The following is a 17,704-nucleotide window of genomic DNA, read 5'->3' as shown; positions in this document are numbered from 1 at the left end:
AGCAAGGGGGTAATTGCAAGAAAAAAATTAAAAAATTTGTGGTCAAGCGATTGCGTTAACCGTATAATCCCTCCGCAATATCTAATCCAAATGTAGCCAATAACCTAAAATTGGTTACCCTCATTATGCGAAACGATGAGATTGGATTGTTCTTTTTACTCCTATTATTGTGAGATATTGCAAATGCTAAGAATTGCCAAAGAAGCGCTGACATTCGATGACGTACTACTCGTGCCAGCTCACTCCACTGTTCTCCCAAACACAGCTGATCTTCGCACTCAGCTTACCAAGAACATCACCCTAAACATCCCAATGATTTCAGCGTCTATGGACACTGTTACTGAAGCTCGTCTAGCTATCGCGCTAGCGCAAGAGGGTGGCATTGGCTTTATCCACAAAAACATGTCTATTGAGCAGCAAGCTGCTGAAGTTCGTAAAGTTAAGAAGTTTGAAGCAGGCGTCGTTTCTGATCCTGTAACGGTTAACCCTGACGCGACTATCGCTGACGTGGTTGCACTGACTGACAAACACGGCTTCGCTGGTTTCCCTGTAATCACAGAGAACAACGAGCTTGTAGGCATTATCACTGGTCGTGATGTGCGCTTTGTTACTGACCTTTCTAAGAAAGTGTCTTCAGTAATGACAGCAAAAGAAAACCTTGCAGCAGTAAAAGAAGGTGCAACACGTGAAGAAGTGCAAGAGAAGATGCACGAGGCACGCGTTGAGAAAGTATTGGTTGTGAACGATGAGTTCCAACTAACCGGTATGATCACTGCGAAAGACTTCCATAAAGCAGAACGTAAACCAAACGCATGTAAAGATGAGCGCGGTCGTCTACGTGTTGGCGCAGCCGTTGGTGCTGGTGCTGGTAACGAAGAGCGTGTTGCTGCTCTAGTTGAAGCGGGTGTTGACGTTCTACTTATCGACTCTTCACACGGTCACTCTGAAGGTGTACTAAACCGCATCCGCGAAACTCGCGCTGCTTACCCAGATCTAGACATCATCGGCGGTAACGTTGCGACAGGTGCTGGTGCTAAAGCACTTATCGAAGCGGGTGTTAGCGCAGTTAAAGTGGGTATCGGCCCTGGTTCAATCTGTACAACTCGTATCGTAACAGGTGTTGGTGTTCCTCAAGTAACAGCAATCGCAGACGCAGCAGAAGTGGCGAACTCATTCGGCATTCCAGTTATCGCTGACGGCGGTATCCGTTTCTCTGGTGATATCTGTAAAGCAATCGTAGCAGGCGCATCTTGTGTGATGGTTGGTTCAATGTTCGCAGGTACAGAAGAAGCACCGGGTGAAGTGATTCTTTACAACGGTCGTTCTTACAAGTCTTACCGTGGCATGGGCTCTCTTGGCGCGATGTCTCAAGGTTCATCTGACCGTTACTTCCAGTCTGACAATGCAGCAGACAAGCTAGTACCAGAAGGTATCGAAGGTCGTATCGCATACAAAGGCCGTCTAAAAGAAATCGTACACCAACAAATGGGCGGTCTACGTTCAAGCATGGGTCTTACTGGCTCAGCAACGATTGAAGATATGCGTACTAAAGCTGAATTTGTTCGTATCTCAGGTGCGGGCATGGCTGAATCACACGTACACGACGTTCAAATCACTAAGGAAGCACCAAACTACCGTCGCGGTTAATTTTTACTGTTGTAAAAATAAAACCTATACACTCGACGTAAACGTTTGCTTTTTTCCTTGAAGCATTAATAAGAGGCGAGTACACTCGCCTCCGTTTTAATAACCTAGCTTATAAGACTGCTCAAAATGACTAAAAATATTCATGACCAACGTATTCTGATCTTGGACTTCGGTTCTCAGTACACTCAGCTAGTAGCGCGCCGTGTACGTGAAATCGGTGTTTACTGTGAACTGTGGAGCTGGGACGTTGAAGAAGCGGATATTCGTGAATTCAATCCAGACGGTATCATCCTATCTGGTGGTCCAGAAAGCGTAACGGAAGATAACTCTCCACGCGCTCCTCAATACGTATTTGACTCTGGTGTGCCAGTACTAGGTGTATGTTACGGCATGCAAACTATGGCTGAGCAGCTAGGTGGTAAAGTAGCGGGTTCTACAGAACGTGAATTCGGCTACGCACAAGTTAAAGTTTCTGGTGAATCTGCACTATTTAAAGATCTTGAGCTAACTCAAGACGTGTGGATGAGCCACGGTGACAAAGTAGTAGAAATTCCTGCTGACTTCGTGAAAGTTGGTGAGACAGACACATGTCCGTACGCTGCGATGGCGAACGAAGAGAAGAAGTACTACGGCGTTCAGTTCCACCCAGAAGTAACGCACACGAAAGGCGGCCTACAAATGCTAGAGAACTTTGTTCTTGGCGTATGTGGCTGTGAGCGTCTATGGACTTCTGAATCTATCATCGAAGACGCGGTTGCTCGTATTAAAGAGCAAGTGGGTGACGACGAAGTTATCCTAGGTCTATCTGGTGGTGTTGATTCATCGGTAGTAGCGATGCTGGTTCACCGTGCAATCGGCGACAAGCTAACGTGTGTATTCGTAGATAACGGTCTTCTTCGTTTAAACGAAGGTCAGCAAGTAATGGATATGTTTGGCGACAAGTTCGGCCTAAACATCATTAAAGTTGATGCTGAATATCGCTTCCTAAAAGCACTTGAAGGCAAGTCGGATCCAGAAGAGAAGCGTAAGACAATCGGTCACGTATTCGTAGACGTATTTGATGAAGAGTCTAAGAAGCTGAAAAACGCGAAATGGCTAGCTCAAGGTACGATTTACCCAGACGTTATCGAATCTGCTGCATCTAAGACTGGTAAAGCGCACGTGATCAAATCACACCACAACGTGGGCGGTCTTCCAGATGACATGGAAATGGGTCTTGTTGAGCCACTACGTGAGCTGTTCAAAGATGAAGTTCGTAAGATCGGTTTAGAGCTTGGTCTTCCGTACAACATGCTTTACCGCCACCCATTCCCGGGGCCTGGTCTAGGTGTTCGTGTTCTTGGTGAAATCAAGAAAGAGTACTGTGACTTGCTACGTCGTGCAGACGCTATCTTTATTGAAGAACTGCATGCTGCAGACCTATACAACAAAGTATCTCAAGCGTTCACGGTATTCCTACCAGTTCGTTCTGTTGGTGTAATGGGCGATGGTCGTAAGTACGATTGGGTTGTCTCTCTACGTGCGGTAGAAACTATCGATTTCATGACTGCACATTGGGCACACCTACCATACGACTTCCTAGGTAAGGTTTCTAACCGTATCATCAACGAAGTTGACGGTATTTCTCGCGTGGTTTACGACATTTCTGGTAAGCCACCAGCGACAATCGAATGGGAATAATATTCCCTTCATATTTGAAGTAGCAACGTTGTTGACTTCTCCATTTCACCCTAATCACATAGTAAACCTATGCTCATAGGGCTGAAATGGCTTGTCGCCTAGTTGCAACTCCAACTATTTTGGGAATTAGCTTTCGTATTTGACGTAAAGATTAAAATAGTAAAGCCAGCCTTCGGGCTGGTTTTTTTATGCCTGAAAAGTGTGAACGCAGGTCTCAACTTTTTTATTAGAAAATATATACATGCGAGATTGTTGAATGTATATTCATTTTTGGTGTTTAGATATTAAAGTTGGTATTGCTATGGAACAGGCAGATGTTACCTCCCTCATCCCCATCATTATTACGTTAGTCCTTGCGCTAACTACAAGAAACGTTGTTGTCGGTCTTTTTGCCGGTGTTGTTAGCGGTGTGGCTATGTTAGAAGGCACATTCGTTGATAAAGGTCCGCTCGATTCGTTTAGCGCACTGATGAAAAGTTACCTGTTGCCGCAACTGACTGACAGTTACAATGCGGGCGTCATCCTTCTTTTGGTTTTCATTGGTGGTTTTGTTGCCTTGATGGAGAAATCTGGCGGTGGCGTGGCGTTCGCTAAAAAGGTCACTCAGTGGGTTGCAAGCAAATGCCAAGCACAGCTTTCTGCTTGGTTTGGCGGCGTTGTTATTTTCTTTTCAGACCTTGGTACACCGTTAATTGTTGGTCCTGTCTTTCGTCCTCTTTTTGATAAACTGAAAGTCTCTCGCCAGAAGCTAGCCTTTATCATCGATTCAACTTCATCCCCAGTGGCGATCCTCATCCCTTTCATCGGTTGGGGCGTTTATATCATGAGCCTGATTCAAAAAGAGTTTGCTGCACTGGATGTAGGTATCAGTGATTGGGATGCTTTTATTGGCGCGATCCCTTACCAGTTTTATGCCTTTTTAGCGATCGCGATTGTTCCGATTATCTCTTTCTTCAAGCTGGATTTTGGACCAATGGCGAAAGCCGAACAGCTTGCCGAGCAAGGTTCTGATTTTGGAAAAGTGCAAGATTCATTAAATGTGTTTGAGCATAAAAATGCAAAAACAAGTTTTGTTTGGGCACCGCTGCTCGTCATGCTAGTTGTGCTTTGTTCAATATTGGTTCCTCACGGTTTTCCATTTCAGAAAGTGGCAGGGTCAACTTTCCGCGCTGCACTTTCATCGGCGTATTTTTTTGCTGCAATTACCCTAATTAGTTTGATGGCGTTTTATGGCGTGAGAAAGCTCTCTGATGGCATTCAGGTTTACCTAAAAGGGATGTCGAACATGATGTCTGTTGCGGTGATTTTGGTGCTGGCTTGGGCATTAAGCTCCGTAGGTAAAGAGCTGGGTGCAGCGGCCTACATTGCAGAGCAAGCACAAGCTGGCTTCCCATACTGGCTATTGCCTTCCGTGGCGTTTCTATTGGCGGGTATTATCTCTTTTGCTACAGGGTCGTCATGGGGCACTTTTGCCATCATGATGCCATTGGTCATACCAACCGCAGTCGCGATTGATGCGCCATTGCTGGTGTGTATCGGTGCGGTGTTATCTGGTGGTTTATTTGGTGATCATTGTTCGCCAATTTCGGAAACTACCATTTTGTCTTCGACTGGTGCGGGTTGTGAGCAGTATGAGCACTTTAGAACCCAGTTGCCTTATGCGGTACTCAACGGCGCTATCGCCCTGACAAGCTTCCTTGTTGCAGGGGTAATGGCTTCTCCTTTGATTGTGCTGGTGGCAATAGTGGCGCAGTTTGCCATTTATTTGGTGCTCTCTAAGCAGCAATCTTCACTCATGTCAGAGCAAGTAATAGCAGAGCAATAGCAATAAATGAGAGCGGGGGATTATCCCCCGTTTTCTTTTGAGTCGAGGTAACAGTTTTTGTGATACCCGCTGTGTAACAGTATTTATTTATGAAATTTGCGTCGCAGAATTAATTCACTTCACTCGGCGTTTTTTCTACATGATCCACTATGTGTCTAGTTATTCCTTGTATATTGTATTGTTAAATACGGAGATTAGACATGTTTGCACTCAAACATCTGCCTCTCGCATTGGGTTGTGTACTCGCTGCACAAGCTCATGCCAGCATGAATATCCAACCTGATCCACAAAACCCAAATGGTTACGTGATTGCTCGTGGCGACATCCAAGCTATGGAGCAAAGTAAAACCTCTGACCCTATGTATGCTATTTGGTCACAAGCGCTAGAGACTCGTCCAAATACGGTTGTTGAAGCGATTGTTCCAGGAGCAGCAAGCAATCCGGAAAACGTTAAGCGAGTTGAACGTGTCTTCCCTGAGAGCGAATGGAACTTCCTTACTCAGATGGCGGCCCCCGAGTATACGTACACCCGTTTCTTGCGTGCGATCGGTAAGTTCCCTGCATTCTGTGGTGAGTACACCGACGGGCGTGATTCAGACGCGATTTGTAAGAAGTCCATCGTGACAGCATTTGCACACTTTGCTCAGGAAACCGGTGGTCACATTGCGGTCGATAACGTATCAGACAATCCGCTTGCACTTGAAGAGTGGCAACAAGCCTTGGTTCATGTGCGTGAAATGGGATGGTCTGAAGGTCAAGAAGGTTACACCACAGGCTGTGGTCAGAACGATTGGCAAAATAAGCGTTGGCCTTGTGAACCTGGTCAGGGGTATTTTGGTCGTGGTGCAAAACAGCTTTCTTACCACTTTAACTACGGCGCGTTCTCTGAAGTGATGTTCGATGGCGATGCATCGGTATTGCTGAAAAATCCGGGTTTAGTCGCTGACTCATGGTTGAACTTAGCTTCTGCGATTTGGTTCTTCTTAACGCCTCAAGCGCCAAAACCAGCAATGTTGCACGTGATTGATCGTACTTGGGTACCATCGCAGCGTGAAATTGATGCGGGCATTGGCTACGGCTTTGGTACCACGATCAACGTCATCAACGGCGGTATTGAATGTGGTGAGCAAAACAAAGACAAAGGTCAGCCAGTTAACCGCATTCGTTACTGGGAAGGTCTAGCGGCGCACTATCAGATTCCTATCGAAGCTGATGAAACCAATACTTGTTGGCAACAAACGCCTTACGGTAGCTTAAACCTTAACGGTGCCACTGACGTGCTTTACACCAACTGGGATGGTAACTGGAAGTACTACTCAGATCGCCCAGGCGGTCACTCATTTGAATGTGAGTTGGTTGGCTTCCAAACCGCGTATTCAGCGCTAGTGGCTGGTGATTACGAGAAGTGTGTTACTAACTTCTACCAATCTCATGCAGGTTGGCCTGAAGTTCGCGTTGTCGATAAATTAGACCCTGTCGATCCGGTTGACCCACCTGTAGACGGTGTTGCTGCATGGGATGCAGGCAAGGTTTATAACACGGGCGACCAAGTCTCTTACAAGGGGGCTGTATATGAAGCGAAGTGGTGGTCACAAGGTAATGAGCCTACTAAAGGTGACCCTTGGAAATTGGTCTCAGGTACGCCAACAGAGCCACCAGCGACTGAACCGCCAACGACTGAGCCTCCTGTAACAGAACCACCTGTTACCGAGCCGCCAGTGACAGAGCCTCCGGTTACTGAACCACCACTATCAGGTGACTTTATTGCATGGGAACCAGGTGTGACTCAAGTGGCTAATGGCGACAAAGTGACTTATCAAGGTAAATGCTTTATCGCGAAAAATGGACCGGGTGTATGGGAATCACCGACACAGAGCAATTGGTTCTGGGATGAGATCTCTTGCCAGTAATTGAACGATAAATAGTCTAACTATCTATAAAGACTCTGCTTTTTAGCAGGGTCTTTTTTTATTCGTTTGGTTGCTTATTTGTGCAATCTAAGTTTTCAATAACGTCTTTTCTCTTTTGTTTTTGAGTCCATTAAAATTCGCGCGCAATTTTTATCAACATTTTTGAAAAGGTAATGTACATGTCTACAAAACTGGCTAACCCAGCGCCACTAGGTCTAATGGGTTTTGGTATGACTACCATCCTGCTAAACATCCACAACGCAGGTTTCTTCCCAATGGATTCTATGATTCTGGCTATGGGCATCTTTTACGGTGGTCTAAGCCAAGTACTTGTTGGCATGATGTGCTTCAAGCGTGGTGACACGTTCGGTACGACTGCATTTACTTCTTACGGTTTATTCTGGCTGACACTGGTTGGTCTAATCGTAATGCCTTACATGGGTCTTCCAGCAAGCCCTGCACACTTTATGGGTTGGTACCTACTACTATGGGGTATCTTCACTGGTTTCATGTTCATTGGCTCTCTATGCTACCCAGTAGCAAAGCAAGTAGTATTCGGTTCTCTTACTATCCTGTTCTTCCTACTAGCGGCACGTGACTTCACTGGTAGCGAGCTGATCGGTACTATCGCAGGCTTCGAAGGTATCTTCTGTGGCGCGAGCGCAATCTACTTTGCAATGGCTCAAGTACTAAACAACGAATACGGCCGTACCGTACTTCCTGTTGGTGAAAAGCAAAAGCCACAAGTTGCTACGCAAGAAATCGCTGCATAATCGCTTCGAATTGAATGCAAAAGAAAAGGGTTAGCCACTGGCTAACCCTTTTTTAATGTCCGTTGTTCGGACCACTGCTTTTTCTTATATACCTGCCAACCTATTGGGGGAGGATGCTAAGTGAAGCATTAGGTAGATGCTTGCTCTACCGTTTCTGTTGTATCGCTGTCTGCGGTTGGTGCTTTACCTGTTTTGCGCTTGTACTTCTCTTCCCAGTAAGTCGCGCCTTTAATACCAAGCGCTACTGGGTTGAACGTAAACTCGGTCACACCACGTTTCTGTTGCTCTTCGTAGTCAGCCAGTGCTTTTAGTGCAGGCTTCGACATGAAGAAGATGATCAGAATGCCGACAATGTTCAGCCATGCCATTAGGCCTACGCCCACATCACCCATTGCCCACGCAAGATTCGCGGTCTTAACTGTACCGTAGAATACCGCTGAGATAAGAATGACCTTCAAGATGAACATCAGACCGTTTACTTTTACCGTGCGACGGATGTACGCGATGTTGGTTTCCGCGATGTAGTAGTACGCCAGAATTGTTGTGAAGGCGAAGAAGAATAGCGCAATTGCGATGAATGGCTTACCTACGCCTGGTAGGGCACTCTCAATCGCCATTTGCGTAAACACAGGGCCATTCGCACCGATATCCGCTGGAAGGTTCTGTACTAGGAACGCGCCTTCTACTGCACCGTGAACGTTGTATGCGCCAGTGATAAGAATCATAAACGCCGTTGCTGAACACACTAGCAGTGTATCGATGTAGATTGAGAATGACTGAACAAGACCTTGCTGTGCTGGGTGATCAACACTTGCCGCCGCTGCTGCGTGAGGACCAGTACCTTGACCTGCTTCGTTAGAGTAAACACCACGTTTTACACCCCAACCTATCGCAGCGCCAATACCTGCCATTGGTGTAAATGCATCACCAATGATCATGCCAACGATGCGTGGAATCTCACCGATGTTAAGTAGGATGATAACGAAAGCGGTGATGATGTAAGCCAGCGCCATGAAAGGAACCACAATTTGAGTGAAGTTCGCGATGCGCTTTACGCCACCAAAGATGATGAAGGCAAGAATGACACAGACAACCGTACCAGTGAAAATTTTAGCGAAACTGAAGGTACCAATAGCGGTTTCAATCATGTCACCTGAGCCAAATGCTGCTTCTACCGCGTTACCAATACTGTTCGATTGAACGCCAGGAAGTAGAACACCACATGCAAAGATGGTTGCGATAGCGAAGATCCATGCGTACCACTTCTGACCCATTGCTTTTTCGATGTAGTAAGCTGGACCGCCGCGGAATTCGCCTTCGTCTTCTTCTTTATAAATCTGTGCTAGTGTTGATTCTGCGTATGCTGTTGCTGCGCCAAAGAAGGCAACAACCCACATCCAGAATACTGCACCTGGACCACCGAAACCGATAGCAGCTGCAACACCTGCAATGTTACCTGTACCTACACGGCCAGATAGTGAAACGGCCAATGCCTGAAATGATGAAATCCCCTTGGTTGAACTCTTACCATTAAGTAGCAAGCGCCACATTTCAAAGAAGTGACGAATCTGCACAAAGCGCGTCATGATCGAATAGAACAAACCAGCACCAAGGCACAAATAAATTAGTACCGGACTCCAGATAATTCCATTCAGAAAATCAACTAATGACTGCATGAGTATTTTCCCTGTTTGTTATGTTTGTGGTTGTTTTTCGTACAACACATTACCCTTTTTTGTAATGCAATTGTTAACCTTTTTAACTAAAAATCCTTTGTAGCGTGATGGTGGGCACAGAATGATTAAATATTGTTAAAAATTGGTTCTTGTTATGTATATGGGTGGTTTTTATTGGAAATTACAATGAATTGATTGAATATGCAGCACATTGTCATGAAAATGTACTGCTAATATAGAAAGTCATATCTTCTAAATGTTATTCAACTTGTGGAGTAATACGCTGTTTGAAATGGATTGCAGGTGTTTAGGCGTAACGGTTCAAGCTTAATTCTGAGTGATTTGTTACTTTGGTATCCGAATTCAGCATGATGTCTGCAAGTATTTGTCCTGAGCCACACGCCATTGTCCAACCGAGCGTGCCATGCCCTGTATTCGTGAATAAATTGCCGTAAGGTGTTGCTCCAATAATGGGCGTCCCATCGGGTGTCATAGGGCGAAATCCACTCCAGAACTCGGCTTGAGTAAAATCGGCACTTTGCGGAAACAGATCTCGAATCACCATTTCAATCGTATTTTTGCGCTTTTGCGGCAACGAAGGATCAAAGCCAGCAAGCTCTGCGGTTCCCGCGACACGAATGCGGTCATCAAAGCGTGTCATTGCGACCTTATAGGTTTCATCCATGACGGTAGAACGAGGCGCAAATTGCTCACACTCAATTGGCACCGTCAGTGAATAGCCTTTGACGGGATAGACTGGAATGTCGATCTCAAGCTGTTTGAGTAACGCTGTAGAATAGCTGCCAGAGGCAAGGACAAACTGGTTTGCTTTAAACAAACCACGGTCCGTTTGGACACCCATGATCTTTTTGCCTACAGTAACCCAATTGCTCACCTCCGTATTGAATTCAAACCTTACACCATGGGCTTTTGCTAGCTCTGTTAACTGCTGGCAGAACTGAAAACAATCACCCGTTTCGTCATCAGGCAGATATAACCCACCGACTAATTTTTCTTTTACTAATGCCAACCCTGGTTCTTGTTTAATGCACTGTTCGACATCCATTAACTGAAAACGTGTACCGCTTTGCTCTAACAACTCAAGGTCTTTCTCTATGGCATCGAGCTGTTGTTGAGAGCGAAATACTTGCAAGGTGCCTAACTGGCGTCCTTGGTATTCAATCGCATGATCACGGCGCAACTGCTCCAAACACACGCGGCTATGATTGGCGATAGAGAGCATTCGGGCTTTGTTGATTTGATAGCGGGATAAAGTGCAGTTCGACACCATTTGCGTTGCCCAACGGATAAGCTCCGGGCTGAGAGATGGTTTTATTTTGAGTGGTGCATGCTCTTCAGTGAGCCACTTTATGGCTTTGAGTGGAATCCCCGGCGCAGCCCATGGTGAAGAGTAACCATAAGAGATTTGTCCGGCGTTAGCGAAGCTGGTTTCCATCGCACTGCTTGGTTGGCGATCGATCACGGTCACCTGATAGCCTGCCTGAGATAAATACCAAGCCGAGGTTAAGCCGATAACACCACTGCCTATTACGATGACTTCCATTGATGCGCTCCACACATTTTCGATGTGGCGCAGTTTCTCTTCTTTACCTTTTGTTAACAATCGATATAAATTACATTCAGTGTTTAGAAAAACTATAGGCATTAAGAATGAAAAGTAGTGTCGTTAGCGGATTGTGGTTATTCAGCCAAGTGGCGGAACACAGCAGCTTTACCAGTGCTGCAAAAGCATTGCACTTGACGACCGGTGCGATCAGTCAGCAAATCATTCAATTAGAAGAGCAGCTAGGTTTTACTTTGTTTGAACGCCATTCGCGTGGCATTCGACTAACACCCAAAGGGTTACAATTATCTCAATCTACGCAATTTCACTTCACCGAGATCGGGAAGACACTTGAAGAGCTACAGATTGAAAAGCCCCACAATGAAATTCGCCTCAAGCTGACGCCTTCGTTTGCGTTTAAATGGTTGGTCCCACGTCTTGAAAGCTTTCACCTAGAAAATCCCGATCTCCAAGTACAGATTTTTGCTGAGGGGGCGTTGGTGAATAGCGAGCTAAAAGACTACGACGTTGCGATAGACTACGGTTCTCACCCCTATCGAGATAAAAGTGCAGAGCGGATTCTCGATGAACAACTTTTGCCAGTCATGAGTCCAAAATACCTTGAGGATCATGGGTGGCTAAAAACTCTTAAAGCGTCGCCAGAACAATGGTGGGAGGCGACGTTACTGCACGATGCTATGCCGTGGGATAAAGCTCCGCGCGACTACGAATGGCTGTATTGGGCATCAAGTATGGGATTCGATTTTAAAACAGAGGTAGGGCACTTCTTTAATCGTACTGATATGGCAATGTCAGCGGCCGAAGCCGGAGTGGGTATCGCAATGGCACGCATGGCGCTGGTGGAAGACGAGTTAGCATCTGGTCGTTTGGTTTCGCCATTTGAACCTGTGGATGCTAACGCAGGTTACTATCTGATCATTAATACCAAGAGTGAGCCTACAGCGCGATTTAGACGTTGGCTTTTGCAGAAAGTCCAATCATCAATGTAGAGGGATAATTGGCACAAGTGTATAAGAATTAATAAAAACAAATGTCTTAATTACATGATACTTCGAATTGCTTCCCACAAATTACTTCCCGTTTATTAACTCCTCTCACTCTGTCTTCTTTTTCCATATCATCCCAAAAAGAATCAATGGATAGAGAAAGAGTATGGCTAAAAGAACCTTACTTATATTGGCCTTAGCTCTATTTTCGGTAGGAGCAAGTGCAATGTTTTGGCCGTTTAAAAAATACGATGTGGAAATGTCCCCAGAAGTGCGTGGTGTCATCAAGCTAGATGGCGTACCACAAGCAGGATTAACGGTTTATCGAGAACTTTATTATGAAGGCTATAAGAAGGGCAAAACCTTAACAGACGAAGCTCGAACCAATGAATATGGAGAGTTTGCCTTCGATCCTGTCACCGTTCGTTCCAGCGCACCAGGAGATATCTTTGGCGGAAGCCTAAGGGTTTATCAAAATATTTGTGTTAATTGTGACTCTGAGAAAAAAGAAATTTGGGGAGCGTGGGTGCCAACTGAAGGGGCCGAATCTCTGAGCTGGATGCTAATGAACATAGACTGCGAACTATCAAATAGTAAGCGAATTCATGAGGTTGAAACTTCCTCAGAGAGTAGTAGGCGAACTCCAGTTCATTCTGTCTGTGATTGGGATAACCAGAAAATTGATACATATGAATATGATGAAGTTACTGATACCCATGTGTTGAAAAGTAATACCAAGGAAGGGTAACCAATGAGCACAATTTCCCCATTACTGGCAAGTGAACTAAGCATTACTGCTTATGAGGTTGAGCATAACCTTGAGCGAGTGAAGTTGCCTGCTGTTGTTGACAATCATTTTAGCTTTTCGAAAGTAGAAGTCGGTACATCTGGTGGTTTTTTCTTTCGACCTGAAACGGGATTTGCTCTTTTAGGGAAAGGAAAAAGTCAGCGCCATAAGAATGACCTTGTTTTAGCTTTTAGAGGAACTGCGGGTTTAGCGGATGGAATTACTGACCTAACTTGTAGTGGAAAAGGAACGGGCACCGGAGAGATCGTGCATTCGGGGTTTCAAACGACTTTTTATTCCATGAAAAAAGGTCTCACTCGCTTTCTGCGCGACAATCCGGTAGCTGGTAGTGGCACGGTTCATTGTGTTGGACACAGCTTAGGTGGTGCATTAGCTACGTTGGCTGCTAACTGGATATCGGCCTCCCCAGAGTTTAAAGGAAAAGTGAACCTGTATACCTTTGGCTCACCAAGAGTCGGTATGAAGGCTTTTTCGATGAATTCATCATCGCGTATTTCGTCGCACTACCGTTGCGTCAATGGTGCAGACCCAGTGACCAAAGCACCTGTATGGCCTTTTTATCACGTGCCTTATGATGGTTCTGAGTACATATTGAGTCGCGCACAGGGGCTTCTCCCCAGCGCACATTTTATGTCGGAATATAGCTCTTACACGCAATCAGCAACGTGGGATAGTCTAGGAGTTCAAACTGCAAACTCAGCTTTTAAGCGTGTTATTTTGAACTACGAGAATCGATTGCAAGCGAAACCTTCCGCTGACTGGGCAGATAAGATTTCAGCTGCAATCCTCACGTTGTTAATCGATGGTGGCTTTGCAGCGACGGTTTTTGCCCTACAGAGTGGTGGTGCGGCTATAGCGACCATCTATGATGCAATGGCGCGTTCGATAGTCAAAATTTCAGAGCTTTCCACTGAGTTTGCTGAGCGAGTAAAAGGTTTACTTGGCCACATGTTAGTGTTTGCGGGAAAAGTTGCCCAGATTGCCATTAAATTTACCTATTCGTTCATTCGTTGGGTATTTGAGTTGGTCTTGGGCAAATTAAATAAAGCCGTTAAAGCCGCACTCAAAACTACTTTTTAGTCTCGTAGAAACCGCCTCAGATGAGGCGGTTTTACATTATGTGTTTTGATTTATTGCTTGAGCTTGAGCTTGAGCTTGAGCTTGAGCTTGAGCTTGCGTTGTAGCTGCCGGCTGTACAGAATCGGTGGCGAGATAAGTGGTATGAGAGGGGAAAGCGAACTTTGCGCCTTCCGCTTCAATAATCTGATTAATCGATATCAGTAGCGATTGCTGCAAATTAAGAAATGTCTCTTTATTCGTTGTATTCAGGTGAGCGAGAACTTTAATATCCAAACTGTAGGCATTGAAGGTATCAAAGTGTACTCGAATAGGTGAATCTAAAACGTTAGGGTGCTCTTGGAGCAAGTTTGCTATCTTCTTCGTGATCGTTTGGAGTTGAGACATACTGGTCTCATACCGTAACCCAATGGTTGCCTTGAGTGGGTAACGGTCTCGACGGCTAAAGTTGATGATTTCATGCTTAATCAAGTCCCCGTTGGTGATAGTAATTTGGGTTCTATCTTTTGCTCTGATGCGAGTCGAGCGCACTCCTATTTGCTCTATAACGCCTGATTGATTGCCAATTTGGCAGTAATCCCCAACCGACAAAGATTTGTCCAAAAACAAAATGACACCACCAATTAAGTTCTCCATTGTTGGGCGAATTGCGAGTGCAATGGCCATCCCTCCAAGACTCAATCCTGTTACGATTCCGTATACAGGTACCCCTAATCGATTTAAACCGTAACCGAGGCAAGCGATCGCAGCCATTGAGCCCAAAAGAGTACCAATAATTTGTGCCAGGCTATGACGTAATGTTGATTTCGAGCGTTGTTTCTTCATCAGTAGGCGACAAGCTTGATAGATAACAAGGTAAGCGACTTGGCTGAGCAAGAGCCAACAGATGAGTTCGATAACTATATTCAACGTCGACATTAACGTGCCCGTTAAATTAAGTTGGTAGTCTGCAAGGTATAGAAAACCGCTCAAGGTTAATACGGCGAGAATTGATCTTGTTACAGGCGCACTAACATTGTGGAACAGAAGAATGAGAACGCCGCTCATTACCATGAACGATATGGTTAACCCCAGCCATTGCCAGAGGGCTTGGCTCCAATACTCGACCATAAATACGTCCGGCAAGGATTCGATAAGATAAAACCAGTGCGGCGGAATTAAACGTCCAGCACTCAGTGAGTAGTATTTAAAGTAGTCGAGGGATGCTTCGGAATGAGAGGGTAAGTGCTTGACTAGAAGGTAGTCGCGATACAACCCTTTTACGGTTTGCTGGGAAAAGCGATATTGACCATCGGCCTGCTTCACTAGTTCTAAACCTGTTTCTGGCACTCTCCACTGTGCTAGTGCATTGCTATTTGGAATTTTGGAAAGCTCAATGAGAGGCACTCGGTCGAGAATTTCTTTCATTAGCATCACGGACTCGAGTGCCACTCTATTTTGGCTAGAATCAGGCACATCACTTAAGTCAAAGACTTGAGTTGCTTTATCAAAAAGTGCATACACTTTCTGTCGATTAGACTCAGTGTTGTGCTTTTGATCAGCCAGTATGAGATTGAGCTCTTGATTCGCTTCAGACACTAGGTCATTGAAGCTTATTATTGCTTGTTGTGGCGTTGAAAGGTTTGGGGGAGAAAGTGGAAAAGGGTCACTTGCTTGAGTTAAATGACTGAAGAGCAAGATAAGAGCTCCCATCATCCATGATGCGATTTTTGTCATGTGCCTTTCCTAGCCTTGGTTTTTGTCCTAATAAGTCTAGCTAAAATATTAGGTTAGATAACAAAGGGCTGCATTCTCTCGCGTAGATTGCGAGCTAACCGATATGTAAACTGCTTAACAAAACAAAACCGCCTCAGATGAGGCGGTGTTGATTCAAACGTTTGATAGCTTTAGCGTTGATAAGCAGTTTCACCTCGGCTGATGGTTTGTTGGACTTTTAAGTCCTTCAAAGTGTCAGGTTCTACCTTTAGTGGGTTTTTATCTAAGATGATCAAATCAGCGTTTTTACCGACTTCTAAACTGCCTTTTGTTGTTTCCTCAAAGTGTTGATATGCCGGCCAAATCGTCATGGCTTGCAGTGCCGTATAGGCATCTACTCTTTGATCTGGTCCCAGCACTTTATCGGTTCGAGTGGTTCGGTTTACGGTTGCATCTAACACTCGGAATGAGCTTGGTAGAGCGACAGGTGCATCGTGGTGAGTGCTGAACATCAAACCTGCATTTCGTACCGCTTTAGTTGGCGAGATAAAGTCCGCTCGAGGGTGCCCCAGAACAGACTCAGCGTGCCAATCACCCCAGTAGAATGTGTGCATTGGGAAGAGAGATGGGAATATCCCCAGTTCCGCCAAACGGTCAATTTGATCTTGGCGAATGGTTTGTCCGTGTATTAGAACTGGACGTCGGTCTTTTTTGCCGAGCTTTTCGTTCGCTTTTTCTACAGCATCAATAAACTGCTCGATGGCGGCGTCCCCATTGGAGTGCGTCAGTACCTGCCAATCGTTTTTAAACGCGGTTTCAACGTATTGATAAGCTTGCTCATCTTTGAAGGTCGGATACCCAAGATAACTTTTGGACTGTCCATGAGGTGGGTGGAAGTATGGCTGTGTTAACCATGCTGTTTTTCCTTGTGGTGAGCCGTCAAAGTTAAGTTTAACGCCTCCAATACGGAAGTGATTTGTGTAAGTGGGAGAGTTGTATTCAGAGCTCATAAACTCGCTGCTTGAAACCATATCTGCATAAGCCACCAAGTCGATAAGTAACTTACCCTCTTTGGACGCACGCTTCATTGCTTCATAACCTTCGGTGGTCGCGCGACCTTCTTGAGCGGTCGTGTAACCATATTCGGCATACATCTTTTGAGCCGCTTCGAGCATCATGTCTTGTAGCTCGAGGTCAATAACTTTAGTGAGGCCGAAGAGCATAGCAAAGTGCGCATTTTCTTCTAATACCCCATTTGGCTCTTGGCTGCCTTCCATCCGACGAATGACGCCACCCTGAGGATCTTGAGATTCTGCTGTGATGCCGGCTAACTCAAGCGCTTTGCTGTTCGCGACACTTAAGTGCCCAGAGGTGTGAATAATAAGAACGGGTTTGTCAGTGCTGACTTTGTCTAAATCTGCTTTGGTAGGGTAGCGATCAAGCTGTGCATCGTCATAACCGAATCCTAGGATCCAACCTGTTTTCTCTATAAACAGGCGTTGTGTATCGTCTTTATCGGCCGACTTTAGAATGGCCACAATGTCATCCACTGTGTCTGCTTGCCCATCAGGAGAAGGAAGCACATTTGCCACCATTGCCTGTAGGCCGACACCATAAACATGGCTGTGAGGATCAATAAAGCCGGGGAGTAAAGCTTTCCCTTTTAAATCAACCAACTGGGTCTTGCCAAATTTATGCTCCATTGCGCCTTCTTTGCTGCCGACATAGATGATTTTCTCTCCTAATGTTGCAATCGCTTCGGCGTATTCTGGGGTATCTCCAGCCATCGTGAGGATATCGCCACCAAAGAATATCTTATCGGCAGCGGTCACTTTAATTGGCTCGGCAACGGCTTCTGTTTGTTTGGTTTCGTCTGAAAAACAGCCTGTTAGTGCAAGACTGGAGAGGGCGAAAGGAATCCATGTTGATTTCATATAAAGGCTCCGTAATGGCATATGCTTTAATTAATCTAGTGCATATTGAAGACGAGCGTTGCGATGTTGATTTGATCTTTAATCCAGATCAGATAAATGAGAGATGCT

Annotated in this window: 12 protein-coding genes; 8 read left to right on the top strand and 4 right to left on the bottom strand. The window is 45.5% G+C overall.

The features are described from left to right. Nucleotides 1-183: 183 nt before the first annotated feature. From guaB to QTO06_RS14640, 5 genes are all read left to right on the top strand, one after another. Nucleotides 184-1,647, top strand: coding sequence for an IMP dehydrogenase (gene guaB, locus QTO06_RS14660; protein ID WP_010446193.1), 1,464 nt, complete (start codon nucleotides 184-186; stop codon nucleotides 1,645-1,647). 126 nt (nucleotides 1,648-1,773) lie between these two features. Continuing rightward, the gene (gene guaA / locus QTO06_RS14655; protein WP_331408683.1) at nucleotides 1,774-3,327 is read left to right on the top strand and encodes a glutamine-hydrolyzing GMP synthase; all 1,554 of its coding nucleotides are present in this window, start codon (nucleotides 1,774-1,776) and stop codon (nucleotides 3,325-3,327) included. A 301-nt stretch (nucleotides 3,328-3,628) separates the two neighbouring features. Further along, nucleotides 3,629-5,152, top strand: a complete 1,524-nt coding sequence (locus QTO06_RS14650; protein WP_331408687.1) for a Na+/H+ antiporter NhaC family protein — start codon at nucleotides 3,629-3,631, stop codon at nucleotides 5,150-5,152. A 200-nt stretch (nucleotides 5,153-5,352) separates the two neighbouring features. After that, on the top strand, nucleotides 5,353-7,062 hold the full coding sequence (locus QTO06_RS14645) for a glycoside hydrolase family 19 protein (protein ID WP_331408682.1): 1,710 nt from the start codon (nucleotides 5,353-5,355) through the stop codon (nucleotides 7,060-7,062). Between the two features lie 179 nt (nucleotides 7,063-7,241). Further along, the gene (locus QTO06_RS14640; protein ID WP_009705589.1) at nucleotides 7,242-7,835 is read left to right on the top strand and encodes an acetate uptake transporter; all 594 of its coding nucleotides are present in this window, start codon (nucleotides 7,242-7,244) and stop codon (nucleotides 7,833-7,835) included. Between the two features lie 128 nt (nucleotides 7,836-7,963). Here QTO06_RS14640 and QTO06_RS14635 read toward each other — a convergent pair whose 3' ends face one another. Continuing rightward, the gene (locus QTO06_RS14635; RefSeq protein WP_331408680.1) at nucleotides 7,964-9,511 is read right to left on the bottom strand and encodes an alanine/glycine:cation symporter family protein; all 1,548 of its coding nucleotides are present in this window, start codon (nucleotides 9,509-9,511) and stop codon (nucleotides 7,964-7,966) included. 307 nt (nucleotides 9,512-9,818) lie between these two features. Next, the gene (locus QTO06_RS14630) at nucleotides 9,819-11,075 is read right to left on the bottom strand and encodes a D-amino acid dehydrogenase (RefSeq protein WP_331408679.1); all 1,257 of its coding nucleotides are present in this window, start codon (nucleotides 11,073-11,075) and stop codon (nucleotides 9,819-9,821) included. A gap of 107 nt (nucleotides 11,076-11,182) precedes the next feature. Between QTO06_RS14630 and QTO06_RS14625 the strand changes: the two genes are divergently transcribed. The 3 genes from QTO06_RS14625 (at nucleotide 11,183) to QTO06_RS14615 (ending at nucleotide 13,970) form a co-directional block, all read left to right on the top strand. Further along, nucleotides 11,183-12,085 carry a LysR substrate-binding domain-containing protein gene (locus QTO06_RS14625; RefSeq protein ID WP_331408678.1) on the top strand — a complete coding sequence of 301 codons (903 nt, stop codon included), beginning with the start codon at nucleotides 11,183-11,185 and terminating at the stop codon, nucleotides 12,083-12,085. A 163-nt stretch (nucleotides 12,086-12,248) separates the two neighbouring features. Beyond that, nucleotides 12,249-12,830 carry a DUF6795 domain-containing protein gene (locus tag QTO06_RS14620; RefSeq protein WP_050919675.1) on the top strand — a complete coding sequence of 194 codons (582 nt, stop codon included), beginning with the start codon at nucleotides 12,249-12,251 and terminating at the stop codon, nucleotides 12,828-12,830. 3 nt (nucleotides 12,831-12,833) lie between these two features. Then, nucleotides 12,834-13,970, top strand: coding sequence for a lipase family protein (locus QTO06_RS14615; protein ID WP_331408675.1), 1,137 nt, complete (start codon nucleotides 12,834-12,836; stop codon nucleotides 13,968-13,970). Nucleotides 13,971-14,006: 36 nt separating this feature from the next. Here QTO06_RS14615 and QTO06_RS14610 read toward each other — a convergent pair whose 3' ends face one another. Both QTO06_RS14610 and QTO06_RS14605 read right to left on the bottom strand, forming a co-directional pair. Then, nucleotides 14,007-15,683 carry a mechanosensitive ion channel family protein gene (locus QTO06_RS14610; protein WP_331408674.1) on the bottom strand — a complete coding sequence of 559 codons (1,677 nt, stop codon included), beginning with the start codon at nucleotides 15,681-15,683 and terminating at the stop codon, nucleotides 14,007-14,009. Nucleotides 15,684-15,853: 170 nt separating this feature from the next. Beyond that, nucleotides 15,854-17,596: an amidohydrolase gene (locus QTO06_RS14605; RefSeq protein WP_331408673.1), complete on the bottom strand. Its 1,743-nt coding sequence runs from the start codon at nucleotides 17,594-17,596 to the stop codon at nucleotides 15,854-15,856. Between the last annotated feature and the right edge of the window lie 108 nt (nucleotides 17,597-17,704).

The organism is Vibrio sp. M260121, from assembly GCF_036533715.1.
In the GTDB taxonomy this organism is placed as follows: domain Bacteria; phylum Pseudomonadota; class Gammaproteobacteria; order Enterobacterales; family Vibrionaceae; genus Vibrio.
This window is presented reverse-complemented; position numbering and strand designations above follow the sequence as displayed.